The organism is Sphingobium sp. BYY-5, assembly GCF_022758885.1.
Classification (GTDB): domain Bacteria; phylum Pseudomonadota; class Alphaproteobacteria; order Sphingomonadales; family Sphingomonadaceae; genus Sphingobium.
On record NZ_JALEBH010000001.1, the window covers coordinates 1,569,335 to 1,595,622 of the forward strand.

At 63.9% G+C, this 26,288-nt stretch carries 24 protein-coding genes; 12 read left to right on the forward strand and 12 right to left on the reverse strand.

The annotated features are described in order from the left end of the window. Nucleotides 1–103: 103 nt before the first annotated feature. Nucleotides 104–2,965: a TonB-dependent receptor gene (locus MOK15_RS07470; protein ID WP_242931020.1), complete on the forward strand. Its 2,862-nt coding sequence runs from the start codon at nucleotides 104–106 to the stop codon at nucleotides 2,963–2,965. A gap of 107 nt (nucleotides 2,966–3,072) precedes the next feature. Beyond that, complete coding sequence (rimO, locus tag MOK15_RS07475) at nucleotides 3,073–4,452, forward strand: 30S ribosomal protein S12 methylthiotransferase RimO (protein WP_242931021.1); 1,380 nt, start codon at nucleotides 3,073–3,075, stop codon at nucleotides 4,450–4,452. 106 nt (nucleotides 4,453–4,558) lie between these two features. On the opposite strand, the gene MOK15_RS07480 is transcribed toward rimO, so the two are convergent. Then, nucleotides 4,559–5,407 (reverse strand): DUF4163 domain-containing protein, encoded by an 849-nt coding sequence (locus MOK15_RS07480; protein WP_242931022.1) that lies wholly within the window; start codon nucleotides 5,405–5,407, stop codon nucleotides 4,559–4,561. Then, nucleotides 5,407–5,607, reverse strand: coding sequence for a hypothetical protein (locus MOK15_RS07485; protein ID WP_242932675.1), 201 nt, complete (start codon nucleotides 5,605–5,607; stop codon nucleotides 5,407–5,409). The genes MOK15_RS07480 and MOK15_RS07485 overlap by 1 nt, the downstream gene beginning before the upstream one ends. Before the next feature lie 140 nt (nucleotides 5,608–5,747). On the opposite strand from MOK15_RS07485, the gene MOK15_RS07490 reads away from it, so the two are divergent. From MOK15_RS07490 to argC, 4 genes are read left to right on the forward strand one after another with little or no spacing between them, the layout of a single operon-like run. After that, the gene (locus MOK15_RS07490) at nucleotides 5,748–7,145 is read left to right on the forward strand and encodes a leucyl aminopeptidase family protein (RefSeq protein WP_242931023.1); all 1,398 of its coding nucleotides are present in this window, start codon (nucleotides 5,748–5,750) and stop codon (nucleotides 7,143–7,145) included. A gap of 60 nt (nucleotides 7,146–7,205) precedes the next feature. After that, nucleotides 7,206–7,604 carry a MarR family winged helix-turn-helix transcriptional regulator gene (locus MOK15_RS07495; protein WP_242931024.1) on the forward strand — a complete coding sequence of 133 codons (399 nt, stop codon included), beginning with the start codon at nucleotides 7,206–7,208 and terminating at the stop codon, nucleotides 7,602–7,604. Continuing rightward, nucleotides 7,564–8,472 (forward strand): NlpC/P60 family protein, encoded by a 909-nt coding sequence (locus MOK15_RS07500; RefSeq protein WP_242931025.1) that lies wholly within the window; start codon nucleotides 7,564–7,566, stop codon nucleotides 8,470–8,472. The genes MOK15_RS07495 and MOK15_RS07500 overlap by 41 nt, the downstream gene beginning before the upstream one ends. Then, nucleotides 8,469–9,413: an N-acetyl-gamma-glutamyl-phosphate reductase gene (gene argC, locus MOK15_RS07505; RefSeq protein WP_242931026.1), complete on the forward strand. Its 945-nt coding sequence runs from the start codon at nucleotides 8,469–8,471 to the stop codon at nucleotides 9,411–9,413. The genes MOK15_RS07500 and argC overlap by 4 nt, the downstream gene beginning before the upstream one ends. 391 nt (nucleotides 9,414–9,804) lie before the next feature. On the opposite strand, the gene MOK15_RS07510 is transcribed toward argC, so the two are convergent. Then, nucleotides 9,805–10,008 (reverse strand): hypothetical protein, encoded by a 204-nt coding sequence (locus MOK15_RS07510; protein ID WP_242931027.1) that lies wholly within the window; start codon nucleotides 10,006–10,008, stop codon nucleotides 9,805–9,807. A 587-nt stretch (nucleotides 10,009–10,595) separates the two neighbouring features. Here MOK15_RS07510 and MOK15_RS07515 point away from each other — a divergent pair. Both MOK15_RS07515 and MOK15_RS07520 read left to right on the forward strand, forming a co-directional pair. Beyond that, nucleotides 10,596–10,769: a hypothetical protein gene (locus MOK15_RS07515; RefSeq protein WP_242931028.1), complete on the forward strand. Its 174-nt coding sequence runs from the start codon at nucleotides 10,596–10,598 to the stop codon at nucleotides 10,767–10,769. Nucleotides 10,770–10,817: 48 nt separating this feature from the next. After that, entirely contained in the window at nucleotides 10,818–12,143 is a 1,326-nt protein-coding gene (locus MOK15_RS07520; protein ID WP_242931029.1) for a sorbosone dehydrogenase family protein, read from the forward strand. A 55-nt stretch (nucleotides 12,144–12,198) separates the two neighbouring features. Here the strand turns inward: MOK15_RS07520 and MOK15_RS07525 are convergent, their stop codons facing one another. After that, nucleotides 12,199–13,017 (reverse strand): ATP-binding protein, encoded by an 819-nt coding sequence (locus MOK15_RS07525; protein WP_242931030.1) that lies wholly within the window; start codon nucleotides 13,015–13,017, stop codon nucleotides 12,199–12,201. A gap of 135 nt (nucleotides 13,018–13,152) precedes the next feature. Between MOK15_RS07525 and MOK15_RS07530 the strand changes: the two genes are divergently transcribed. Then, entirely contained in the window at nucleotides 13,153–14,118 is a 966-nt protein-coding gene (locus tag MOK15_RS07530; protein ID WP_242932676.1) for an L-threonylcarbamoyladenylate synthase, read from the forward strand. Nucleotides 14,119–14,196: 78 nt separating this feature from the next. Here the strand turns inward: MOK15_RS07530 and MOK15_RS07535 are convergent, their stop codons facing one another. The 7 genes from MOK15_RS07535 to MOK15_RS07565 form a co-directional block, all read right to left on the reverse strand. After that, a complete protein-coding gene (locus tag MOK15_RS07535; RefSeq protein ID WP_242932677.1) occupies nucleotides 14,197–14,460 on the reverse strand; it encodes a hypothetical protein in 264 nt (87 codons plus the stop codon). 525 nt (nucleotides 14,461–14,985) lie between these two features. Then, nucleotides 14,986–15,519 carry a peptide-methionine (S)-S-oxide reductase MsrA gene (gene msrA / locus MOK15_RS07540; protein WP_242931031.1) on the reverse strand — a complete coding sequence of 178 codons (534 nt, stop codon included), beginning with the start codon at nucleotides 15,517–15,519 and terminating at the stop codon, nucleotides 14,986–14,988. Between the two features lie 79 nt (nucleotides 15,520–15,598). Further along, nucleotides 15,599–17,305: a long-chain fatty acid--CoA ligase gene (locus tag MOK15_RS07545; RefSeq protein WP_242931032.1), complete on the reverse strand. Its 1,707-nt coding sequence runs from the start codon at nucleotides 17,303–17,305 to the stop codon at nucleotides 15,599–15,601. Nucleotides 17,306–17,452: 147 nt separating this feature from the next. Beyond that, the gene (locus MOK15_RS07550; protein ID WP_242932678.1) at nucleotides 17,453–18,136 is read right to left on the reverse strand and encodes a DUF1013 domain-containing protein; all 684 of its coding nucleotides are present in this window, start codon (nucleotides 18,134–18,136) and stop codon (nucleotides 17,453–17,455) included. Between the two features lie 116 nt (nucleotides 18,137–18,252). Next, nucleotides 18,253–19,281, reverse strand: coding sequence for a glycosyltransferase family 1 protein (locus MOK15_RS07555; RefSeq protein ID WP_242931033.1), 1,029 nt, complete (start codon nucleotides 19,279–19,281; stop codon nucleotides 18,253–18,255). Nucleotides 19,282–19,353: 72 nt separating this feature from the next. After that, entirely contained in the window at nucleotides 19,354–20,226 is an 873-nt protein-coding gene (locus MOK15_RS07560) for a UDP-2,3-diacylglucosamine diphosphatase (RefSeq protein ID WP_242931034.1), read from the reverse strand. Nucleotides 20,227–20,840: 614 nt separating this feature from the next. Further along, nucleotides 20,841–21,827 carry an NAD(P)H-quinone oxidoreductase gene (locus MOK15_RS07565; RefSeq protein ID WP_242931035.1) on the reverse strand — a complete coding sequence of 329 codons (987 nt, stop codon included), beginning with the start codon at nucleotides 21,825–21,827 and terminating at the stop codon, nucleotides 20,841–20,843. 161 nt (nucleotides 21,828–21,988) lie between these two features. Between MOK15_RS07565 and MOK15_RS07570 the strand changes: the two genes are divergently transcribed. Beyond that, complete coding sequence (locus MOK15_RS07570; RefSeq protein ID WP_242931036.1) at nucleotides 21,989–22,186, forward strand: DUF1192 domain-containing protein; 198 nt, start codon at nucleotides 21,989–21,991, stop codon at nucleotides 22,184–22,186. 151 nt (nucleotides 22,187–22,337) lie between these two features. Further along, nucleotides 22,338–24,656: an ATP-dependent Clp protease ATP-binding subunit ClpA gene (gene clpA, locus MOK15_RS07575; RefSeq protein ID WP_242931037.1), complete on the forward strand. Its 2,319-nt coding sequence runs from the start codon at nucleotides 22,338–22,340 to the stop codon at nucleotides 24,654–24,656. Between the two features lie 216 nt (nucleotides 24,657–24,872). On the opposite strand, the gene MOK15_RS07580 is transcribed toward clpA, so the two are convergent. Next, a complete protein-coding gene (locus MOK15_RS07580; protein ID WP_242931038.1) occupies nucleotides 24,873–25,487 on the reverse strand; it encodes a hypothetical protein in 615 nt (204 codons plus the stop codon). Between the two features lie 166 nt (nucleotides 25,488–25,653). Between MOK15_RS07580 and MOK15_RS07585 the strand changes: the two genes are divergently transcribed. Beyond that, the gene (locus tag MOK15_RS07585; protein WP_242931039.1) at nucleotides 25,654–26,283 is read left to right on the forward strand and encodes a glutathione S-transferase family protein; all 630 of its coding nucleotides are present in this window, start codon (nucleotides 25,654–25,656) and stop codon (nucleotides 26,281–26,283) included. Nucleotides 26,284–26,288: the final 5 nt, after the last annotated feature.

Consider the following 26,288-nt stretch of genomic DNA (forward strand, 5'->3'; position numbering starts at 1 on the left):
AACATGTTGAAAAATTCGCGCTACAGGACCGGCCGCCCTAATTGCTATGCTGTAGTAAAACGGAAACACTCCTTCGCAGGTTGAAAAAAGGGGTGTCATCATCATGCGCTTGAAGAGTGCCTTGCAATGCGGCGTCATGCTTTCCGTCGTCGCCTGGACCGTTCCCGCCTTTGCCCAGTCCACCGCGCCGCAGGCCGATGATGGCGACGCCATCATCGTCACCGGCTCCCGCATTCGCCAGAACCCGCTGGAACAGGATTCCCCGGTCATCACCGTCGATCAGACGGCGCTCGCCAGGACCGGCCTGTCGGCCGTGGCCGACGTGCTGCAACGCCTGCCAAGCGCGAGCGGCGGCCTCAACAGCAAGGTCAATAATAGCGGCAATATTGGCAATCCACCGGACGGCGGCGGCGTCGGCGCGGGTTCGGCGGAAATCGACCTGCGCTACCTCGGCGCCAAGCGCACGCTCGTCCTTGTCGACGGTATGCGCTACGTCAACGGCGCGTCGGCGAGTGGCATCCCGTCCACGGTCGACCTCAACACCATCCCGGCCAACATGATCGAACGGATCGAGGTGCTGCAATCGGGCCAGTCGCCTCTCTACGGTTCTGACGCGCTGGCGGGCGTGGTCAACATCATTACCAAGGCCACTCAGGAAGGATTGCAGGCCTCAGCCCAGTTCGGCACCTACCGCCAGGGGGACGGCCACACCCAGGATTATCAACTGAGCTACGGCGTCAAGGGACCGACCACCAACGTCGTGTTCGGCGTCAGCTATGTGAAGCAGGAAGCGGTCCTCACCCGCGACCGCAAGACGTCCCAATTCCCCAATCCGGGCCAGACCAGTTGTTCCGATCCGATCGGCGGATGCTCCAGTGCGCCGCTTAACGGCTTCATCGACCTTGGTAATGGCACGCCGGTGCTGACGCCCAAAAATCCGCCGCTTAACGGGCGCGGGCGCTATGATCCGCTGAACCCGACCGGCCCGAACAGCGACTTCCGCGCCTTTACGACCGCCGACCGGTTCAACTTCTCGCCCTATAATTATTTCCTGACGCCTTCGGAACGATATGGCGGCTTCCTCAGCGTGAAACAGGAATTGAGCGACAACATCAATTTCCGCGCGAAGCTGGTCTATAACCACCGCAAATCGCAGAACCAGGCGGCGTTCCTGCCCCTGTTCGTCGGCCCTGACGCGGGCAACGGCAATCTGCTCGACACCATATCGATCGACGCCACCAATCCGTACAACCCCTTCGGCTACACCCTGTCGGCCGGGACGAGCGGCGACACGCCCACCTATTCGACCGTGCGCCGTCGCCTGGTCGAGGCAGGCCAGCGCACCTACAGCCAGACGGTCGACACCATGACCATGTCCGGCGGCCTCGACGGGTCGTTCCATATCGGCGACCATAAATGGTATTGGGACGCGACCGCCTTCATCGGCTTCAACGACGCCAAGCAGCTCTTCACCGGCAACATCAACGCCGCCAAGTTGCAGCAGGCCCTTGGTCCCGTGGCCGACTGCGTGGCGCCCTGCGTGCCGTTCAACATCTTCGGCGGCGCAGGTTCGGTGACGCCGGAAATGCTGGCCTTCGTCGCGTTCGACGAAAAGGCCCGCTCCAGCCAGCAGATCCGGGATTATACCGCGAACCTGTCGGGCGACCTGTTCGACCTGCCCGCCGGTCCCGTGGGACTGGCGATCGGCTACGAACATCGTTTCCAGCAAGGCAGCTTCACGCCCGACCCCGTCATTACCGCCGGCCTGGGCGCGGACATCCCCGCACAGCCGGCCAAGGGCCATTATAATTCCGACGAAGTCTATGCCGAATTGCGCGTTCCCGTGTTGAGGAACACGCCTTTCTTCCATTCGCTCGACCTGGACGGCGCGGTGCGCCACGCCAATTATTCGACCAGCGGCAGCAGCACCACCCTCACCGGGTCGGTCCTGTGGAAACCGGTCGCCGACCTGCTGCTGCGCGGTTCCTATGCAGAAGGTTTCCGCGCACCCAGCATCGGCGAACTGTTCGGGGCCGAATCGCGTTCCGACGCACCGATCGACGATCCGTGCACCAGCGCAGCGGGTGGCTTGTTCAATTCCAACCCGACCGTCAGGGCGAACTGCATCGCCAATGGCGTACCAGCCAACGGCAGCTACGACGAACCCACCGGGGGCCAGTTGGGCGTCCTGACGGGCGGCAACGACCAGTTGAAGCCCGAAACGTCGAAGACCTGGCTGTTCGGCGGCGTCTACAGCCCATCCTGGGCGCGCAACAGCGGTTTCGCGAGCACATTGAGCCTGGAGGTCAATTATTACGACATCCAGGTGAACAACGCGATCGCCAACATCGCGCCCCAGACGACGTTGTCGCGCTGCGCCCTGCTGGGCGATCCGCTGAGCTGCGCATCGATCACCCGCACCAACAGCGGTCTTATTTCGCGGATCAACGGCCGGTTGCAGAATATCGGCGACATCAAGACGCGCGGCATCGACGTCACGTTCAACTATCGCTCGCCCGAAACCGGAGTCGGCAATATCGGCTTCGCCGTGAACGGCAATTTCCTGCTGAAATATGCCGAAACCTTCCCGTCCGCCGATGGCTTCACCACCACCAGCTATCGCGGCACGACGCGCGGCTTCCCGGACCAGTCCTATCCCAAGTTCAAGGGCAATGCGGTTCTCGACTGGAGCCTGGACAGTGTGTCGGCATCGTTCACCGGCCGCTATATCCGCAGCGTTACGGAAGCGGACGGCAGGCGCCTGGGTAACACCTTCTACGGCGACGTCCAGCTCAGCTTCACGCCCAATTTCCTCGACGGGCGCGCCAGCTTCACGATCGGCGTGAACAATGTCTTCAACCAGGACCCGCCAGCCTGCTTCAGCTGCACCGGCCCCAACTACGACCCCACAACCTATGATGTGCCGGGCCAGTTCGGTTACGCCCGTATCAGCTATAAAATGTAATAAAAACAAATACTTGACTTTTAAGAAGGGCGTGCCTGCATGGCGCGCCCTTCGTCATTTTCCCGGTCCCCTTCTACGGCCCCGTGACATTTGGCGCAAAAATCCCTATGTGCGCGCCGATCATGGCAACCAAAATCCCCGAACCGCCAAAAGTCGGCATGGTGTCGCTCGGCTGTCCCAAGGCTCTTGTGGACAGCGAACGCATCCTCACCAAGCTGCGCTCCGACGGCTATCAGATGTCCGCCGACTATGCCGGCGCCGACGTCGTGCTGGTCAACACCTGCGGCTTTCTCGATTCGGCGAAGGAAGAATCGCTCGAAGCCATTGGCGAAGCGATCGCGGAAAATGGCCGCGTCATCGTCACCGGCTGCATGGGCAATGAGGCGGAACTGATCCGCGCGAAATTCCCGCAGGTGCTGGCCGTAACCGGCGCGCATCAATATGAGGCGGTGGTGAATGCGGTGCATGAAGCGTCCCCGCCCGTGCCCAACGCCTTTGTCGACCTGGTGCCCGAAGGCGGGCTGAAGCTGACGCCGCGCCATTACAGCTATCTGAAGATCAGCGAAGGCTGCAACCATCGCTGTTCCTTCTGCATCATTCCGTCCATCCGTGGCGACCTGGCGTCGCGCCGGATCGACGCGGTGCTGCGCGAGGCGGAAAAGCTTGTTGCCGCCGGGACGAAGGAACTGCTGGTCATCAGCCAGGATACCTCGGCCTATGGCGTCGACACGCGCCACGAAACCCGCCAGTGGAAGGGCCGGGACGTGCGCGCGCACATGACCGACATGGCGCGCGAACTGGGGCAATTGCGCACGGCGGAGGGCATCGCCCCCTGGGTGCGGCTGCACTATGTCTATCCCTATCCCCATGTCGATCAGGTCATTCCGCTGATGGCCGACGGGCTGCTGACGCCCTATCTCGACATCCCGTTTCAGCACGCCGCGCCATCGGTGCTGAAAGCGATGAAGCGCCCGGCCAATGAAGCCAAGGTGCTGGACCGCATCCGCAAGTGGCGCGACATCTGCCCCGACATCGCGATCCGCTCCAGCTTCGTCGTCGGCTTCCCCGGCGAGAGCGAGGCGGATTTCCAATATCTGCTCGACTGGCTGGACGAAGCGCAGTTGGACCGCGTCGGCGCCTTCCGCTTCGAACCGGTCGAGGGGGCGGCCGCCAACGATCTGCCCGGCGCGGTGCCCGAAGAGGTCAAGGAAGAACGCTACCAGCGCATCATGGAAAAGACCGCTGCGATCAGCGCCGCGAAATTGCAGGCGAAGGTCGGTCGTATCCTGCCGGTCATCATCGATGAGGTGGGCGAACCGGGCGAGGATGGCAACATCGGCGCGACCGCCCGCAGCCAGGCCGACGCGCCGGAGATCGATGGCAATGTCTTCCTGCGTGACGTGGGCGAAGGGCGGAAGGCCGGGGACATTTTCGACGTCAGAATCGAGGATGCCGACGACCATGATCTCTATGGGGCGCCGGTTTAATCTTCTTCCGTCATTCCAGCGAAGGCTGGCATCTCTCTTTCTTGATCCAAGCGCTGAAGAAGAAGTGAGATCCCAGCCTTCGCTGGGATGACGGTGAGTAGAAGCGTTATCGCGCCACAAAACCGTCCTGATACTCCGTCTTGATCGCGTTGCGCATCGCCGTGTCGACGGGCAGCGCGACCTCATAACTGCCTTCCGCATAGGGACCGGCGCTATAGGGACCGATGACGAAGGTCATGCTGTCGATCAGCTTGCCGTCCTGTGACGTGGGGACAAGCACCTGCTCCATCGGGTCGATGCATTTGGTGAAATCATCGTCGCTGCGCACAACCGGTTCGCCGCGCTTTTCCGCGCGCTGCTTGTCCAGTTCGGCGCAGAAGCGGTCATGGATCGCGGCGGCGAAGGCGGCGGGCGTGGTCATCAGCGCCTTGACGCTCGTCTCCCGATTGCGCGCCTTGTCCCACAGCACAGCGTCATAGCCGGTCATGCCATGCGCGCCGCCGGTATAGACATAGGTCTGGGACTGGAGCGACAGGAAGCGTGGCGTGTCCGCCGCGACGCTCCATTGGGTTTCCAGGCTGTGCGGGCGGAAGGGATAGTCCGATCGCTTCGCCGATGCGCTGTCGTCCTTCGCCATCTTGAGCGCGTCGGCCTTGGACGATGTCCTTTCCTTGCCGAACTTCTCGACCAGGAAGGGAACTGCCGCCGCCTGCGCCGGATAGCTATAGGAAAATTCCAGGAAGTCGCTCTTGTCCTTCTCTTCGAAGGCATGGCCGGAAGGGGCGGGAGGCGCCGGTGGCGGCGTTCCCGCCATCCGGTCGACGAAGCGGGCCGCCGCCGCATTGGCGGCCGCGTTGCCCGCTGCCCCATCCTTGTCCTGCGACGGCGAACAGGCGACGAGCAGCGCCGCTGCCGCCGGAACCAGCCCCCTGACCTGTATGAATTTGGCCCGCATCAATGCGCCTGCGCCGCGCGGCAGCGTTCGCCGATCGCCTTGCGCGCATAGTCGCTGTCGAGCGCGCGGCCCGCATTGGACCAGCCTTCGGCGATCAGCGCCTGCTGCACGGCATTGCTGTTGCCAAACCGGCCCGTCTCGGCCAGCATATAAGCGCGCGCGCGCACCGCCTGCAGGCTGCGGTCGTCACCATGAATCATCATCCTTCTCCTTCTCTGTTCTGCGGAGGAAGCTAGGCCCCCGCCATTCATATCGCAAAGGAAGAATGGGCCGGTCGTGCGGTGCGGACGACGAAAATAATGGCTTTTCATGGCCGATCGCTTTCCCTTACATCCACGCAATGACCAATTTCTCCGATCTGCTCAAAGCAGACAAGCAACAACCCGCCCATTCGATCCATGTGATCGACACGAAGGGGTTTGAGGCATGGCTTTCGGCCCAGCCCGAACGGGTGCGCACGCTGGTCGCGGCGCAGCGGTTCAAGGGCAAGGCCGGCGACCAGGCGATCCTGCCCGGCAAGGGGGCCGACGACTGGTCGGTGGCGGTCGGTGTCGCCAGTAAGGAAACGCTAGGCCCCTGGTGCCTTGCGCGGCTGGCGGAAACCCTGCCCAAGGGAACATACAGGCTGGCGGAAGGCACGCCGGGCGACGCCGCGCTGGGCTGGCTGACGGCGCAATATCGCTTCGACCGCTATCGCAAGGATGACGCGCCCGCCGGGTCGCGTGTACTGCTGACCGGCAGCGTGGCGCAGATCGAACCGACGGTGCAACTGGCCAAGGCCGTGGCGCTGGTGCGTGACCTGGTCAATACGCCCGCCGCCGATATGGGACCGCCCGATCTGGAGGCGGCGGCGGAAAAGGTCGCCAAACCCTTTGGCGCGGTCGTCACGACGACCCGCGGCGACGCGCTGGAGCAGGGTTTCCCAATGATCCACGCCGTCGGCAAGGCGGCGGACAAGAGCTTCGCGCCGCGCCTGATCGAACTGACCTGGGGCGATCCATCCCATCCGCGCATCGCGCTGGTGGGCAAGGGCATCTGTTTCGACAGCGGCGGCCTCGACATCAAACCGTCGGCCGGTATGCGCCTGATGAAGAAGGATATGGGCGGCGCGGCCCATGCGCTGGGGCTTGCCCGGCTCGTCATGGCGGCGCATCTGCCGGTGCGGCTCCATCTGCTGATCGCGGCGGCCGAAAATGCGATTTCCGGAAAGGCCTTCCGCCCCGGCGACATATTGCGCACGCGCAAGGGGCTGACGGTGGAGATCGGCAACACCGACGCCGAAGGGCGGCTGGTGCTGGGCGACGCGCTGACCCGCGCGGGGGAGGAAAAGCCGGACCTCATCATCGATTTCGCCACCCTGACCGGAGCGGCGCGCGTCGCGGTCGGCCCCGACCTCCCCGCCCTGTTCGCCAATGACGACGGGCTGGCGGCGGACATGGCCGCGCTGGGCGCGGAAGTCGACGACCCGACATGGCGCCTGCCGCTGTGGGACGGCTATGCCGATATGCTGAAATCGGACATCGCCGACCTCAACAATGCGGGCGAAGGCGGCTTTGCCGGGGCGATCACCGCCGCCCTGTTCCTCAAGCGTTTCGTGCCCGACGATACGCCCTGGCTGCATCTCGATACGTTCGCCTGGCGTCCGGTGGCCAGGCCGGGACGCCCAAAAGGGGGCGAAGCGCTTGGAATGCGGGCAGCTTTCCGCCTGCTGCAACATCGTTACGGTAAAGACACCTAACGCTACAATAAAGCGCCGATCCGTTACGCAACCGGATTGGCCATCGCGCGTTGAAGCGGCATGAACGCGCCCGAATCGCCTGCCCAAACCGACCGCCCGGACATGCAGCCGCTGCGTCAGTGGATGCGCACGCTGGTCGATTATGTCCGGTCGGGGAAACCCGACCTTACCAACCGCCAGATGGCCCTGATGATGACGGTCTATATCAGCGACGGACCGCATACGGTGCGTGGCCTGGCGGAGACTCTGCACGTCTCGAAGCCGGTCATCACCCGTGCGCTCAACAAGCTTTCGGCCCTCGGTTATCTCCGACGAGAGCGCGATGTGGCCGATCGTCGGAATATTTTCATCACTCGGACCTCGAAAGGGGCGGAATTCCTTGACGCCTTTCACCATTTCATCGCAGGAACCGCGCGCGATGACAGGCCCCGACACCCCCCCGCGGAACACACCGCCTGAGAGAACCCGGTTCACACTAGACGGCCGTTCGGTCGCGCTCGATCGCCGCCTCCACGCGGCGCGCGGCGACCTGGCCGATCTGGCGCTCGCGGGCACGCTTTTTTCCGCCCATTATGCACGCGCTGTCCCGCTTACCTGCGTCGCCCCCGGCACGCCGATCCTGTCGGCCACCGCCGCTACATCCGAAGCGGTCAGCGAATTGCTGCGCGGCGAAATCTTCCATGCGCTCGACGTGACGACGGACTGGGCCTGGGGCTTTTGCGGCCATGACGGCTATGTCGGCTATGTCCGGCGTGATGCGCTGGACATAGAGGAGCAGCCGACCCACCGCGTCACCACGGCCACCGCCCCGCTGTTCAGCAGCCCCAACATCAAGTCGCCGATCGCCGACTATTGGCCGCGCGGCGCGCGCTTTTCGGGCGAAGTGCAGGGCGCCTTCATCGCCTGCGCCGAAGGCTTCATCCATAGCCGCCATGCCGCTCTGGCGGCGGACCGGGAACAGGATTGGGTCGCCGTCGCCGAACGCTATCTGGGTCAGCCCTATGTCTGGGGCGGACGCGGCCATCGCGGCGTCGATTGTTCGGGCCTGGTGCAGGTCGCGCTGGGCGCGGCCGGTATCGCCGTCCCGCGCGACACCGACCTGCAATGCGAAGGCATCGGCGCGCCGATCGACAGCGAAACGCGCCTGCAGCGCGGCGACATCATCTTCTTCCCCCGTCATGTCGGCATCATGACCGACGGCAAGACGCTGCTGCACGCCAATGCCCATTGGATGGCAGTGGTCGCAGAGCCGCTGGCGGACGTCGTCGCGCGGCTTGCCGACACACATGCCCAGCCGATCATCGCGCGGCGGAGGATCGGCGCATGAGCACGGCCATCTTCATCGACGGCGGCCACGGCACCACCGGCATCGAGATTGGCGACCGGCTGGCCGGCCGCCCCGAACTGTCGCTGATCGCGCTGGAGGAAAAGGACCGCAGGGACGCCGGCGCGCGCCGCGACGCGCTCAACGCCGCCGACATCGTCATTCTCTGCCTGCCCGACGACGCCGCCCGCGAAGCCGTGTCGCTGATCGACAACGACCATACGCGCGTCATCGACGCATCGACCGCGCATCGCGTCGCAGACGGCTGGACCTACGGCTTCCCCGAACTGGAACCGGGCCATCGCGAAAAGCTGGCGAACAGCCGCTTCGTCGCCAATCCGGGCTGCTGGCCGACCGGCTTTCTGGCACTGGTCCGGCCGCTGGTGCTGGCCGGGCTGTTGCCCGCCGACTGGCCGGTGACGGTGTCGGGCGCATCAGGCTATTCGGGCGGCGGCAAGGCAATGATCGCCGAATATGAGGGCGAAGCCGGCGTGCCGACCGCCTTCCGCCCCTATGGCCTCAGCCTTGCCCACAAGCATGTGCCGGAAATGACCCGCTATTCAGGCCTCACCCATCCGCCGCTGTTCGCGCCCGCCGTGGCGGACGCCTATCGCGGCATGATCGTCGAGGTGCCGTTGCAACTGCGCGCCATGCCGGGCGCGCCATCGGTCGCCGACATCCAGGCCGCACTGGCCGCCGCCTATGCCGGCTCCCCCCTCGTCGGCGTCGCCTCACTGGAAGAGAGCGCCTCCCTGACGCAAGTGGCGCTGGAGCATGTCGGCGCGACCGACCGGCTCGCCCTGTTCGTGTTCGGCAATGCGGACAGCGGCCAGGCCCGCCTGGTCGCCGCGCTCGACAATCTGGGCAAGGGCGCAGCGGGCGCCGCCGTCCAGAACCTCAACATCCTCGCCGGCCTGCCGGAAACTGCGGGCCTGCGCCTTTAGGGCGGATTTCAGAGCGGGATGTCACGTCCCCCGCCTTCGCGGAGGCAGGCTCCGAGTAGCCCCTTCGACCTCGGCAGGCATTGAGTGAAATCGAGGTGGCGTATCGAGGGACTAGGACCGATCGACATTCAGGTTAAAGCAGAAGCCTCAGCCTGATTTTCAACGTCATGCCGGATCGGGTCCGGCATGACGGCTTGGGAAGCGCATAAAACTGTGAATGTCGATCCGCCCTAGGCACAGCATCTGATACTTCGACACGGACCTTCGGCAAAACTCATACCAAGTTGCAGTCGGCAGGTTGTTCCCCGGCGTAGGCCGGGGAACAGGTCTGCATGAGTTCCCATCGATGCATCCTGACGTCAGTCCCCACTCAGCGTTAAGGCCCGATCCTCTAATGGATCGTCCCCAGCGGCTGGTCGTGGGCGAGGAACAGGATCAGCCGCTCGATCTGTCGCCAATGGCAGAAATGGAGATGGTTGCCCTGATTCAGGCTGCGGTCGGCCCGCGCCGCCGCTTCATGGCCCGCATGGTCGCCGAACAGGCTGATGAGTTCGGCGGCATCCTCATAGCTCTTGCGGTTCGCAAGATATGGCATCTGCACGATATTCCCCGACTTTATTGGCGACATCTTCTTGTTGGGGACAGCCATTCAATCGGCGTGCCAGTTTCAGCCTTTGGCTGCTCCGGCGGGGGAGCAGGGTGAACAGCCGGTTAGGCAAGTCCCGTCATGGGACAAACGCATCATTTCAGGACAATATGTCTACAAACGAGGCAATCGCCAAAACCGCCAGTGACCCGAATCTGAAGTTCGTCACCCTATTTGGCTGGCGTTGAACGAACTTCAGATTCATAAGGGTCACTAGGGCGGATCGACATTCACAGTTTTGGCGCTTCCCAAGCCGTCATGCCGGATCAGGTCCGGCATCCAGGGCCAAAAAAGGCGTCGCCTGCGACTCTGGATGCCGGATCAGGCCTGTCCTGAGCCGGTCGAAGGGTCCGGCATGACGTTGAAAATGAGGCCAAGGCTTCCGCTTTAACCTGAATGTCGATCCGTCCTAGCAAATATATGATTCCAGTGTGGTTTATGGATTTGACATACGCTCCCTACCAAGCCGCCATAATGTGGCGTATTTCAAATCCATCACACTGGCCTTGCCGCCCAAGGCATGGCAAGGGATGTCGATGAGCAAAGGCAGGCATAACCCCACCGGCGCGGGCGCGATCATCGCGCTGCTGATCCTGGCCGGCGCGATCGGCGGCGGCATGTTGGGGCAGCCCAGCATCGGCCTGCTCGCGGGCGGCGGGCTGGGCATCCTGATCGCCCTCCTCCTCTACCTGCGCGAGCGTGGGAAATAAGCGCCATCCACCTTGCCCAGCGTGGCGCACCCGCATAGATGTGGGCGCATGAACAAGCATGTCATCGTCCTGCCGCTCGTCGCCCTGGCCCTGGCCGGGGGCGCCTTCCTCTATCTGGCGCAGGGCGATACCGCGCGCCTGCCGGTGGGCGCCGACACGGGCCGCGAACCGGTCTTCACCAGCCCGCGCAACGAAACGCTGCCGACGATCAACATCGCTGAGGTGAAGCCGTGGCAGGGCAACGCCAAACCGGTGGCGGCCAAGGGGCTGGCGGTGGCGCGCTTCGCCGATGGCCTCGCCCATCCCCGATCGCTGCTGCGCCTGCCCAATGGCGACATATTGGTCGCCGAAACCAACAGCCCGCCGCGGCCCAAGGACGGCATCGTCCAGCGGGTGATGAACTATCTGATGAACAAGGCGGGCGCGGGCGTGCCGTCGGCCAATCGCATCACCCTGTTGCGCGACGCCGATGGCGACGGCCGCGCCGAAACCAAGACGGCGTTCCTGACCGGCCTCAACTCGCCCTATGGCATGGCGCTGATCGGCGACACGCTGTATGTCGCCAACACCGACGCGCTGCTGGCCTTCCCCTATAAGGAGGGAGAGACGCAGATCACGGCCAAGGGCCGCAAGATCATCGACCTCCCCGCCCAGGCGCCCAACCAGCATTGGACCAAGAGCCTGGTCGCAGCGCCCAACGGCCTGCTCTATGTCGGTGTCGGCTCCAACAGCAATATCGGCGACAATGGCCTGGAACTGGAAGCCAATCGCGCCGTCGTGCTCGAAGTGAATCCCAGGACTGGCTACAAGCGCATTTTCGCATCAGGCCTGCGCAATCCGGTTGGCCTGGCGTTCGAGCCGAAGAGCGGCGCGCTCTGGGGCGTGGTCAACGAACGCGACATGCTGGGCGGCGATCTGGTCCCCGACTATCTGACCCGCGTCGAATTTGGCGCTTTCTATGGCTGGCCGTGGAACTACTGGGGTGGCTATGAGGATCGCCGCGTCCAGCCGCAGCGGCCGGAAATCCGCGAATATACCAAGCGCCCTGATTATGCGCTGGGCAACCATGTCGCGCCGCTGGGCCTGACCTTCGCCGACAAGGTGCAACTGGGCGCGCCCTATACCGACGGCGCCTTCGTCGGCCTGCACGGCAGCTGGAACCGCAAGCCTGCCGCCGGCTACAAGGTCGTCTATGTCGGCTTCGATGATGGCGAGGCGGGCAAGGCCAAGCCGGTGGACGTGCTGACCGGCTTCCTCGACAAGGACGGCAACGCCCAGGGCCGCCCGGTCGACGTGACCGCCGACGCCAAGGGCGCGCTGCTGGTCAGCGACGATGTCGGCGGCGTGGTGTGGCGGGTGACGAAGGTGCAATAACATCGTCCTTGCGGGCGGATCGCTGCCTTCTACTCGCTGCGTCCGCCAGGACGAGTCAGACTGTCAGCCCATTCCGCCCGGCCAGTTCGACCACATATTGCCAGGCGACGCGGCCTGACCGGCTGCCGCGCTGGGTTGCCCACTGGATCGCTTCCAGGGGATCGAAACTGAGCCCCAGCTTGCCCGCATAACCACCGACGATCGCGACATAGGCGTCCTGGTCGATCGCATGGAAGCCCAGGCTCAGCCCGAACCGGTCGGACAGCGCCATCTTGTCGTCCACCACGTCGCGCGGATTGACGGGATCATCCTGCTCCGACAGGTGGCGCGGCACGATATGGCGGCGGTTCGACGTCACATAGAGGCGGACATTGGCCGGCCGCGCCGCCGTCCCGCCCTGCAACAGCGAACGCAGCGACCGCGCATCGCCCACTCCTTGCTCGTCAAAGCCCAGATCGTCGAGGAACAGCACAAAGGGCCGCGTCGTGCCGCGCAGCAGCGAAAACAGCGCAGGCAGGCTCGCCAGTTCATCGATCGCGCATTGCAGCAGGGCGACGTCCTGCCCCTCCGCCTGCAACTGGCCGACGACCGCCGCGACCACGGCCGACTTGCCGGTGCCGCGCGCGCCCCACAGCAGCACGTCATGCGCGGCGTGACCGGCGGCGTGACGGCGGGTATTCTCCAGCAGCGATCCCTTCTGTGCGTCGATGCCGGTCAGCAAATCGTACGCCACCGGCGCGAAAGCCTCCACCCCATGGATCGCATGGCCGTCCCATATATAAGCGGGCGCGGCGGCCAGATTGGCGGAAACGGGCGGCGGCGGCGCAAGCCGTTCCAGCGCTTCGGCAATGCGGGTGAGAAGGTCATCGGTCATGGCGCGGGCTTAATGATCGATCCTGCCCGCCGCAAGTTGTTGCGGCAATGTCCCCCGCCGCGAATTGCGGCAATGTCATTGTCCTGTCGCAATGGCCTTTTACTCGCCGCAACCGGGGACTATATCGCGGGGACCGTGACTATCGCCAATCCAGCCTATTCCACCAGATCCTGCCGCTACAGCGCCGAGGCGTTGCGTGAGGCGGCCTTGCTCATCCGTGCCGGCGAACCCGTCGCCGTCCCGACCGAAACGGTCTACGGCCTTGCCGCCGACGCGACCGACAGCCATGCGGTGGCGGCGATCTACAGCGCCAAGGGCCGCCCCAGTTTCAATCCGCTGATCGTCCATGTCGCCGATCGGGAGATGGCGCGTGGGCTGGCGGATTTCTCGCCCGTCGCGGAACGGCTCGCCGACCGTTTCTGGCCCGGTCCGCTGACACTGGTGCTGCCCGTGCGCGCCGACAGCGGCCTGTCGCCGCTCGTCACCGCCGGCCTGCCCACGGTCGCGCTGCGCCTGCCCGCCCATCCGGCGATGCGCGCGCTGATCCGGGAAAGCAGCCGCCCTCTGGCGGCCCCTTCCGCCAATCGCAGCGGGTCGATCAGCCCGACGCGCGCGGAGCATGTGCTCGACAGCCTGGGCGGCAAGGTGCGGATGATCCTGGACGAAGGGCCGACCAGCGAGGGCCTGGAATCCACCATCGCCGCGCCGGAAGCGGGCCGCATCCGCCTGCTGCGCCCCGGCCCCGTCACCGCCGCCATGCTGGAGGAAGCGACTGGCCTGCCGGTCGTCACCGGCAATAACGATGGGGACGACGGGAAGGTCGAGGCGCCCGGCCAGCTCGCAAGCCATTATGCGCCGTCCAAGCCGGTGCGGCTGGACGCGCTGCGGGCCGAGGCCGACGAATATCTGATCGGCTTCGGCCTGATGCCCTGCCACATCAACCTCAGCGCGGAAGCAGACCTGCGGGAAGCGGGCACGAACCTGTTCGCCGCCCTGCACATCGCCGACGCCAGCGCAGCGGCCCGGATCGCGATCGCCCCCATCCCGACCGAGGGCATCGGCGCGGCCATCAACGACCGGCTCAGGCGCGCGGCGGCGTAAGCCCGGAATGGCAGGAGCGTTTCCCGGCTTTAGACAAGCTCAGTCCGAACGGGAATTGAAGAATATGAGGCAATCCCCTCACCCGCAATTGTCGTTGCCCGCCTCGCGGCACTGTTTGCGGCGTTCCTTCTCCGCCTTCTTGGCGGCCTTGCCGTCCCGCGCTTCCTGCTCGCGCATCTTGCGGCCGTAATTGCGATCCGCCTCTTCCTGGCTGGTGGTGGACCAGTCCACGACCTGCGCCCCGGCGCGAACCGGCGCGGTCACGACGCTGGCGACGGTCCGAACGCATCCCGGCAATGCCAACAGCATCAGCGGCGCGGCCAGCAACATCATCTTCTTCATCATTCCTCCCCCGGCATGGTGGTCGATGCAGCCATAGCATGGTTCCCATGAACCACCGACTAAAGACGACAACAAAGACAAGCGCCCGTTCAGGGAAGCGGTCAGGTCTGGCTTGGGGTGGCTTTCCCTCCATCGTCATCCCCGCGAAGGCGCGGAGCCATCTCCGGCGCAGCCGAAGTGAGACGTCGGGAGATGGATTCCCGCCTTCGCGGGAATGACGGATTGGGGTGGAGCCAAGACATTCCCCTCCCTTTCAAGGGAGGGGTTAGGGGTGGGTGGCGAGCGGAGCGAGCGTCTGCCTTATCGTAAGAAGAGCGCCGCTAACGCGGCGTACCCACCCCCTGCCCCTCCCTTGCAGGGAGGGGAGAAAGAAGGGGCGCTTCTGGTCGTTTGCGGATATCACACCCACCCCGCTGCGACTAGCCACGCCTGCGGCGCGGTAAGTCTCGCTCCCCTCCCGCTTGCGGGAGGGGTTGGGGGTGGGCCTGCGCAACGTTCGCGTATGGCCGCTTCCGCCCCGCCCCCTCAGGCCTCGATCCGCGCGGCGAAGCCTTTGCGTAGTTTGGCGAGCTTGGGCGGGATTACGGCCATGCAGTAGGGATTCTGGTCGCCGACCCGGTCCCAATATTTCTGGTGATAATCCTCCGCCGGATACCAGGGCGCGTCCAGTTCGATCGCGGTGACGATCGGGTCGGCCTGGTCCGCCTGCGCCCGCTCGATGCCTGCGCGTGCCTCTTCCTCCTGGGCGGCCGAATGGGGGAAGATCGCGGACCGATATTGGGTGCCGATGTCGTTACCCTGGCGGTTCAGCGTCGTCGGATTATGCGTCGCGAAGAAGATGTCGAGCAGGTCGGCATAGGAAATCACCGCCGGGTCATAGGCGATGCGGATCGCTTCGGCATGGCCGGTCGCGCCGGAGCAGACCTGTTCATAGGTCGGATTGGGCAGCGTGCCGCCGATATAGCCGCTCGTCACCGCCTTCACGCCCTTGAGGTTCTGATACACCGCCTCGGTGCACCAGAAGCATCCCCCGGCAAGCGTCGCGATTTCGTCGGCCATATGTCCAGTTCCTTGTATTTTGCAGCGGAGTAGTTCGGCGCCAAACGCGCATTTCCAAACACCCCACAGATAGGAAGGATCAGGCCGCTGTTCCAGCCTCCTTCGCCGCCGCTTCCGCCTTGGCGCGTTCTTCGGCCACCAGTTCCTTGCGCGACAGCTTGCCGACCAGAGTCTTGGGGAGGTTCAGGCGCACCTCCACCTCGCACACTCGCTCATGCTTACCGAGTTGCGGATTGAGCCAATCCTTGAGGCCCGGCCCGTCAATCTCCGCCCCTTCGTTGAGCGTCACGAACGCCTTGGGCTGCTCGCCGCGGTAACGGTCGGGCACGCCGATCACCAGCGCCTCCTTGACCGCGGGATGATGGTAGAGGATCGATTCCACCTGGCTGGGGAAGACCTTGAAGCCGCCGACCGCGATCATGTCCTTCAACCGGTCGACAATCTTCACATAGCCGTCCTCGTCGATGATGCCGACGTCGCCAGTGCGGATAAATTCGCCGATGAACACCTCCGCATCCGCGTCGGGCCGGTTCCAATAGCCCTTCATGATCTGCGGCCCGGCAAAGAGCAGTTCGCCGGGCTCCCCTTCGGGCGGCGGGCGGGTCGGGTCTTCGCGATCGACCAGCTTCACCCGCGTTCCGGGCACCGGCTGTCCGACGGTGCCGCTCTTGTTCAATCCCTCATAGGGATTGGTGCAGACGATCGGGCTGGTTTCCGTCAGGCCATAACCCTCGATCAGCCGGGCGCCGGTCGCCGCCTCGAACCGCTGTTTCAGTTCGAGCGGCAACGGCGCGCCGCCCGAAATACAGGCACGCAGCGAGGAGAAATCGACATTGCGGATCGACGGATGATCGAGCAGCGCCTGATACATGGTAGGCACGCCGGGCAGCGACGTCGCCCTGGTCCGCTGGACCGCCGACAGCACCTGCGCCGCGTCGAAGCGCGGCAGCATCACCATTTCCCCGCCCTTCACCACCGTCCGGTTGAGCGTGCAGGTATTGGCGAAGACGTGGAAGAAGGGCAGCACCGCGATGATGCGGTCCTCCTCATCGCCGCGCGGATCGATCACCTGCGCCTGCCGCGCGTTGGCGGTCAGATTCTGGTGCGTCAGCATCGCCCCCTTGGGCGTGCCGGTGGTGCCGCCGGTATATTGCAGCAGCGCGATGTCGTTGACCGGATCGATCTCCGCCACCACGCAGTCGCCCTTGTTCGCCATGAACCGGTCATAGCGGATCACGCGCGGATCGTTGGGCAGCGCCACGCTCTCGCTCGCCTTGAACAGGCGGAACAACAGCGACTTGACCGGCGACAGCACCTCCGCGACCGACCCGACGATCAGCGTTTCGAGCGTGCTGTGCTCCAGCACCTCCAGCGCGGTCGGCAGCAGCGCCTTGGCCGACAGGGTGAACAATATCCTGGTGCCGCTATCCTCGACCTGATGCTCCAGTTCGGCGGCGGTGTAGAGGGGGGAGAAGTTGACGACGATCGCGCCGGCCATCAGCGCGCCATAATAGGCCGCGACATAATGGGGGGTGTTGGGCAGATAGAGGCCGACCCGATCGCCCTTCTTCACGCCCATCGCCTGCAACCCGCAGGCGATGCGCCTGATCTGGCCGAACATCTCGCCATAGCTGAACTTGCGGCCCATGAAGTCGATCATATGGGCCTGCGGATGCGCGGTGGCGCTGTTCGTCACCATCTGTCCCATCGACAGCGGCGGGAAGGTCTGATCCCACGCGGTGGGATGACGATATCTATCCTTCAGGATATTTTCTATGCTCTCCATGGCCCGAAGTGTATGGCCATCACCTACTTTACGCAAGCGTCAACCAACGGAAAAAGGGCCGCGCCGAAAGCCGGCACGGCCCCTAATATCGTTGCTGCCATTCCAGCGCCGCAGCGGCCTGGCATGGCCGCCGCTGACGCTACGGCATTACGCTTCGCTCTTGCTCCCGCCAAAGGGATCGAGGATCGCGGCGTCGCTGGAAATCAGTTCGGACTCGCTCTTCAGCGCCTCTTCGGCGCGGCGCACGGCGTCCTGGCGCTCGCGGCGCAGCTCCTCGATCAGCGCCTCGCGGTCGCCGTCCAGGCGCGAATCGGTCGGCGCCTCGATGCCCGCCTTCTTCGCCGCCTTCGCGACCAGCGAATCCAGCTCGCGCTGCGAGCAGAGGCCCAGCGTCACCGGGTCCTTGGGCGTGATGTTGGAGATGTTCCAGTGGCTGCGGTCGCGGATCGCGGCGATGGTGGTGCGGGTGGTGCCGATCAGCTTGCCGATCGCGCCGTCCGAAATCTCCGGATGATTGCGCAGGATCCAGGCGATGCCGTCCGGCTTGTCCTGGCGCTTGCTGACCGGGGTGTAGCGCGGCCCCTTGGTCCGGCGAACCGGCTCCGGCCCCTTCAGCATCTTGAGCTTGTAGTCGGGATTGCTCTCACCCTTGTGGATTTCGTCCATGGTGATTTCATGGGCGCGCACCGGATCGCGGCCGGTATATTTGATGCTGGCGGTATCGTCGGCGATCGCCTGCACTTCGAGGATATGAAGCCCACAGAATTCCGCGATCTGGTCGAAGCTCAGAGCGCTGTTGTCGACCAGCCAACTGGCGGTCGCGTGGGGCATGAGAGGCTGGGACACGGGGTCTTCTCCGGCACGTAAAAACGATAAGGGCCGCCCAATCAGGGCGGCCGCGACGGGTCGGGAATAGTGCATCCCGGCCCTGGCGGCAAGGAAAAGCGTCAGGCGGCGCTGTCGATCACATCCGGGTCGATTTCATGCAGGCCCGACAGGAACTCCCGCGCGCTCCGTTCCCAACTGAAGCTGCGGCCGTAAATGGCGCAGGCCTGCCGATCCCGCACCAGCGCCCCGGTGATGGCCCGCCCCAGATCCTCCGACAGCGCGCCGGTTTCCGGCGTCACGATATCGACCGGCCCCGTCACCGGATAGGCCGCGACCGGCGTGCCGCAGGCCAGCGCCTCGATCATTACCAGCCCGAACGTGTCGGTGCGGCTGGGGAAGACGAAGACGTCGGCGCCCGCATAGACGCCCGCCAGCTCCGCCCCGAACAGCGCGCCCAGGAAGCGCGCCTGCGGATAGGCCCGCTCCAGCGTCACGCGCGCCGGCCCGTCGCCCACCACCACCTTGGTCCCGTCATGGTCGGTGGCCAGAAACGCCTCCAGATTCTTCTCGACCGCGACCCGCCCGACATAGAGCATGATCGGGCGCGGCAGATCGGCGAACAGGGCGGGCGGCCGGGCATCGGGCGTGAAGGCGGTCAGGTCCACCCCCCTGCCCCAGGGCCGCACATTGGCGACGCCATGGGCGCGCAACTGCTCGCGCACCGACCGGGTCGACACCAGCACCGCCTGCGCCGGGCCATGGAACCAGCGGATATAGCGCCAGAACCAGGCTGCGGGCAGGCCGGTGCGCTGCGCCACATAATCGGGGAAATGGGTGTGATAGGCGGTGGTGAAGGGCACGCCGCTGCGCAGGCACCAGCGCCGCGCCGCGATGCACAGCGGCCCTTCGGTCGCCAGATGCACGGCATCGGGGCGGAAGGCGGCGATCGCCTGCCCCACCACGCTCGACCGCACCAGCGCCAGCCTTATTTCGGGATAGGTGGGGCAGGGAATGGAACCGTAGAGATCGGGCGAGATCACCTTCACCTCATGCCCCATCCGCTCCAGTTCCCCCTGGATCGTCTGGAGCGTGCGCACGACGCCATTCACCTGCGGCGTCCAGGCGTCGGTAACGATGGCTATACGCATGGCCTTATGCTCCGTCATCGCCGGGGGGAGCCACACCCACCCCGCTGCCGCCTCAAGTGCATCACCAAAAATTCAAGCCGCTATCCGCGCCTGCTCATTGCCCGCGCCCTGTTGCCGCGCGGCGATCTCGTCGGCCCAGTGCAGCACTTCCATCCGCCCGTCGGAATGCTCGACCAGCGCGGTGCAACCTTCCACCCAGTCGCCATCATTATAATATTGCACGCCCTCGATCTCGCGCATTTCGGCATTGTGGATATGGCCGCACACCACGCCGTCCACCCCGCGCGCGCCGGCCTCATGCGCCACCACTTCCTCGAAGCGGGAGATGAAGGACACGGCGTTCTTGACCTTGTGCTTGGCCATCTTGCTGAGCGACCAATAGGGCAGGCCCATGCGCTGCCGCACCGCGTTCACCACTATGTTCAGGCGCATCAGCGTCGTGTAGGCGGCGTCGCCGACGAAGGCGAGCCAGCGATGCGCCAGCATGATCGTGTCGAACTCGTCGCCATGCAGCACCAGCAGCTTGCGCCCGTCGGCAGTCTGGTGGATCGCCTTGCGCCGGATTTCCACGCCGCCAAAGCTCATGCCGGTGAACTGGCGGAACATCTCGTCATGATTGCCGGGGATATAGACGACCCGCGTGCCGCGCTTGGCGCGCTTCATCAGGCGCCAGACCACGTCATTATGCGTCTGCGGCCAGTAGAAGCGCTTCTTGAGCCGCCAGCCATCGATGATGTCGCCGACCAGATAGATGGTGTCGCTGTCCACGCTGTCGAGGAAATCGATCAGCATCGTCGCGTTGCAACCGCGCGTGCCAAGATGGATGTCGGAGATCCAGATGGTGCGATAGCGACGACGCTCCCCCTCCCGCTCAGGGATATGAAGCTGGTCGTCGGCGCCCTCTTCCATGTCGCCCGGAAAGGGCAGGCGCGTGATGGCGTTCATGATACGATCCCCAAAGACGATGTCCTTGGGAGCGAATCCCTAGCGCCCCAATGTTACAACTTTGCAGAGAATATGACGGAAATGCTACGATTTGCAGGGGTTTGCAGTTGATCCTCTCCACCTGTCATGCCGACAAAAGCCGGCATCCCGCTTTTTTCTCGACGAAACGGGGCAGTGATATCTAGCGTTCGCTGGGATGACGAAGTTGTGATGGAGAAGAGCCTTTCGTTTTCCCATCGTCATCCCCGCGCAAGCGGGGATCCATCTCTATGCGGGGCATCTAGACGAGAGACTGGGAGATGGATTCCCGCCTACGCGGGAATGACAAAGAGGGTTAAGGGAGGATCGACCAAACCCTATTAATGAGCCAGCGCGATCCCAGTCCAACAGCGGCAATGGTCGGTATTATCAACCAGAAAAACGGGTTTTCGCCTACAACACCGATAAAAAACATAAGGATTAGCGGGGCCGCCAGGGCAGCCAACCCACACCCCCATCTTCCACCCAATGTGCTTCCACCTTGGTATTTGCTGTCGCTCATTAGTAAGTATTTGCACGAATGACTTAAGGTCTGAAAGAGGCCAAAAGCGAAAATCTCACCCGACCATCCCCCCTCAAACCACCAGCACGATCTTCCCGAAATGCGCGCCTGCGTCCATCCGCGCGTGCGCCTTGGCCGCGTCCGCCAGCGCGAACCGCTGGTCCATCGCCGGGCGCAGCTTGCCTTCGTTCACGAACGACCAGACCGTGCGCATCAGTTCATCCGCGACCAGGCTCTTGAACCCCGTCGACCGCGCGCGCAGCGTCGATCCGGTGATCGTCAACCGCCGCTGCATGATGGCCGGAATGAATATCTCCGCCTTCGCCCCGCCCAGAACCGCGATCGACACATGCCGGCCGTCCTCCGCCAGGCATTCCAGGTTGCGCGGCAGATAGTCGCCGCCGACCATGTCGAGCACCGCCTGCACCCCCTGCCCGCCGGTGATCCGCTTCACCTCCGCGACATAGTCCAGGTCACGATAGTTGATCGCATGATCCGCGCCCCACGCCTTGGCCTGCGCGCACTTCTCGTCACTGCCGCAGGTGACGATGATCGTCACGCCGAACAGCCTGCACAGCGTGATCGCCATGGTGCCAATGCCGCTGGTGCCGCCATGGACCAGCACCGTGTCGCCATCCACCGCATAGGCACGCTCGAACAGGTTGGTCCATACGGTAAAGAGCGTCTCGGGCAGCGCCGCCGCCTCGACCAGGTCATAGCTGTCCGGGACCGGCAGGCACTGGCCGGCGGGCGCGACCGCATATTCGGCATAGCCCCCGCCCGCCAGCAGCGCGCAGACCTTCTGCCCCACCAGCATGTCCGCGCCGTCCCCGGCCGCGACGATGGTGCCCGCCACCTCCAGCCCCGGAATGTCGGAAGCGCCCGGCGGGGGCGGATATTTCCCCTGCCGTTGCAGCACGTCGGGCCGGTTCACGCCCGCGGCGGCGACCCGGATCAGCACCTCGCCCTTGCCCGGCACCGGCACCGGCCGCCGTTCGGGCACCAGCGCCTCCGGCCCGCCCGGCACGGCGATGCCGATCGCCATCATGTCCCTTGGCATGTCCGTTGGCGCCTCCCCCGGCGTCGTCAATCCATTCGCCATCCCCGCCGTCCCCGAAAAACTGGCCCGAAAGCTGTCGTTATATTGCGCCGCATCAAAATCATGCGGTGAAGCGCGCGCCCTTATTGACAGAGTGGCCCATAGGGTCAACATTGGCCTTCATGGACTTGGATGACGATCTGCCACGCAAGGGAGATGATCCGCTGGCCCGCCTGCTGAAACAGGATCTGGGGCCATTGTCCGTTGCCGAACTGGAAACCCGCATCGCCGCACTGGAGGCGGAAATCGGGCGAACCAGGGCAAAGATTGAAAGCGCCGCCGATCACAAGGCCAATGCCGAGGCGCTATTCAAACGATGAACCGGCGCCCCGCCCCCAGCACCCTTCAGGGTTTCTTCGGGCATGAGCAGTGTGGCAATTCCGCTGATCGGGCGACACGCCTTGATCGAGCGTCGAGTAATGCCGACATAGGGTTCAAGGTCGCTCCCATGGGGAGCTTGGAGTAGAATATATGCCTTCTTTCGCACCCGCCCTTGAAACCACCCTGCACAACGCGCTGACCCATGCGTCGGAGCGCAAGCATGAATATGCCACGCTGGAGCATCTGCTGCTCGCGCTGATCGACGACGAACATGCGTCGAAGGTGATGCAGGCGTGCGGCGTGGAGCTGGGCGAGCTGGGTGACGCCGTGACCCATTATCTCGACACCGAACTGGACAGTTTGAAGGTCGAGGGAACGAGCGACCCGTCCCCCACCAGCGGTTTCCAGCGCGTCGTCCAGCGCGCCATCCTGCACGTCCAGTCGTCCGGCAAGGATGAGGTGACGGGCGCCAACGTCCTGGTCGCGCTCTTTTCCGAACGCGAAAGCTATGCCGTCTACTTCCTGCAACAGCAGGATATGAGCCGTCTGGATGCCGTCAGCTATATCAGCCACGGCGTCGGCAAGGGCACGCCCACGCCCGAGCGTCAGGAGACCAAGGGCGCCGCCGAGGAGGAAAAGAAGGTGCAGGACGGTAAGGCCAAGAAGGACAGCGCCCTCGACCAGTTCACCGTCAACCTCAATGAAAAGGCGGAGCGCGGCAAGGTCGATCCCCTGATCGGCCGTTCGGCCGAGGTGGATCGCACCATCCAGATCCTCTGCCGCCGCTCGAAAAACAACCCGCTCTATGTCGGTGATCCCGGCGTCGGCAAGACCGCGATCGCGGAAGGACTGGCGCGCAAGATCATCGAGGGTGATGTGCCCGACGTCCTCAAGGACGCGGTGATCTACTCGCTCGACATGGGCGCGTTGCTGGCCGGCACCCGCTATCGCGGCGATTTCGAGGAGCGGCTGAAAGCGGTCGTCACCGAACTGGAAAAGATGCCCGATGCGGTCCTCTTCATCGATGAAATCCACACCGTCATCGGCGCGGGCGCGACCAGCGGCGGCGCGATGGATGCGTCCAACCTGCTGAAACCGGCCCTGTCGGGCGGCACGATCCGCTGCATCGGTTCGACCACCTACAAGGAATTCCGCAATCATTTCGAAAAGGATCGCGCGCTGCTGCGCCGGTTCCAGAAGATCGACGTCAACGAACCGTCGATCGACGACACGATCAAGATCCTGGCCGGTCTGCGCACCGCGTTCGAGGATCATCATCACGTCAAATATACGCCCGACGCGATCAAGGCGGCGGTGGAACTGTCAGCGCGCTACATCAACGACCGCAAGCTGCCCGACAAGGCGATCGACGTGATCGATGAAGTCGGCGCGATGCAGATGCTGGTGGTCCCATCGAAACGCAAGAAGACGATCACCCCCAAGGAGATCGAACAGGTCATCGCGACCATGGCTCGCATCCCCCCCAAGACGGTGTCGTCCGACGACAAGAGCGTGCTGGAATCGCTGACCACGGACCTGAAAAGGGTCGTCTTCGGCCAGGACAAGGCGATCGAAACCCTGTCCTCCGCGATCAAGCTGTCGCGCGCGGGCCTGCGCGATCCCGACAAGCCGATCGGCAACTATCTCTTCTCCGGCCCCACCGGCGTCGGCAAGACGGAGGTGGCGCGCCAGCTCGCCACGCTGCTCGGCATCCCGCTCCAGCGGTTCGACATGTCGGAATATATGGAACGCCATTCGGTCAGCCGCCTGATCGGCGCCCCTCCGGGCTATGTCGGCTATGACCAGGGCGGCCTGCTGACCGATGCCGTCGACCAGCAGCCGCACAGCGTGCTGCTGCTCGACGAGATCGAGAAGGCGCATCCCGACCTGTTCAACATCCTGTTGCAGGTGATGGACAATGGCCGCCTGACCGACCACCACGGCAAGACCGTCGATTTCCGCAACACCATCCTCATCATGACCACCAATGCCGGTGCGTCGGACATGGCGAAGGAAAGCATCGGTTTCGGCGAACTGACGCGCGAGGATGTGCAGGAGGATGCGGTGAAGAAGCTCTTCACCCCCGAATTCCGCAACCGTCTCGATGCGGTGGTGCCCTTCGGCTATCTGCCGCCGGAAATCGTCGCCCGCGTCATCGACAAGTTCGTGCTGCAACTGGAACTGCAACTGGCCGACCGCGACGTCCACATCACCCTGGACGAGGATGCCAAGGCCTGGCTCACCAAGAAGGGCTATGACAAGCTCTACGGCGCCCGCCCGATGGGTCGCCTGATGCAGGAGAAGATCAAGCAGCCGCTGGCCGAGGAACTGCTGTTCGGCAAGCTGGTCCATGGCGGCGAAGTCCATGTCCGCATGAAGGATGAGGCCCTCTCCTTCGAAATCACCCCCGCCGCCCCCAAAAAGGGCAAGAAAGGCGGCAAGGCGAAGACAGCCGAAGGCACTAAATAAGCGCCTTCAGGACATAAACGGAAAGGGCGGCCCGTAATGGCCGCCCTTTTTCATGCCCAGCCCCACGGCACTGTCACAGTTCCGCTCAACCCATTGCAAACTCAGGCAGGGCGAACGGAGGCACGGGTCTGGTAGCGACCATTTCTCGCCTTTCATTGGCAATTTTTCGAGCTACGAAACCTGCCGCCCGTTCACGTTCCGCAGCGAGGTGTTGCTTCACGGATTTTCGCCATACTTCTCGTTTCCGATAAAGCCGAAGGGGTATCCAGATGCCGCTGCCCCATTTACGAGGCACCAAAATGTTTCGTCGTCCAGCTTACCAGACGAAATGGCAGTGCCTTCGAAGGTGCCCATTCCGTGCATGACTTTAACTGTGCCAATTGCTTTGGGGCCGCACATAGCTTCGAGTTCCCGAACGAAAGCTGCCTCATCTAAATGCTGGGGGTCATAAACTGGCAGACGGGAGAGCAGGCCTCTCTTTTCCAACCAAGCCTTTGCGACAGTCCTGTCCTGTTCATTTGACAGACGCCGATACAACGCCTGATAGGCCCGCTCTATCGACGATGGGAACACCACATAATAATGTGAAGCCAGCGAAGCATGGGCTACGCACCTTAGCTGCTCTTCCGAAGCGGAGGTCATATATTCCACTTCGATCACGTCTTCTTGAAGAGTGTCATCAAACTTTAGCCGGACGCTCTTGACGCCACACGCGGCGACCTGTGCAACTGCGACTTCTGGTTTGACCAACTCGACAGGAATATCGAGCGGATTGGCTGGGCTGGCTCCAGCTAAAATAGCAGCCATAAGTTTGATTAAAGTGCCAAGCATAGGAGTAGGATGTTGCATTCTCCGGGAATGGCCGCAAGCTGTCAGATACTCTCCGAAACCCGACCGTCCGCTTCCCACCCCCATTCCCGACATGCCGGCCGATTGATTGCTGGCATCCCTGCGCATGTTGCGGCACCCTCCGCATCGTAATTCAGGAGAGCGTGCCATGCCCCATAACCTCACCCTCTATACCAACCCCATGTCGCGCGGGCAGATTGCCCGCTGGATGCTGGAGGAGGTTGGCGAAGCCTATGAAATGGTGATCCTCGATTTTGACAGCGGCATGAAATCTGCCGATTATCTGGCGATCAACCCGATGGGCAAGGTGCCTGCCATCGTCCATGCGGGCAGGATAGTGACCGAATGCGCCGCCATCTGCGCCTATCTCGCCGATGCCTTCCCCGCCGCCAACCTGGCCCCGCCGGTCGATCAACGGGCGGATTATTATCGCTGGCTCTTCTTTGCCGCTGGTCCGGTGGAAGCGGCGATCACCAACAAGGCGTTCGGCTTCGTCGTTCCCGAAGGGCGGGAACGCAGCGCCGGATATGGTTGCTTCGACGACATGATCGACGCGCTGGAAAGCGCGGTGTCGGACGATGGCTGGATCTGCGGCGCGCAATTCACCGCCACCGACGTCTATGTGGGGTCGCAGATCGACTGGGGTCTGTCCTTTGGCACCCTGCCCAGCCGCCCCGCCTTCGAAACCTATGCCGCCCGCCTGCGCAAACGCCCGGCCTATCAGCGGCAGAAGGCGCTGGACGGCGCGCTTATCGCGCAGATGCAGAAGAAGGGCTGAAACTC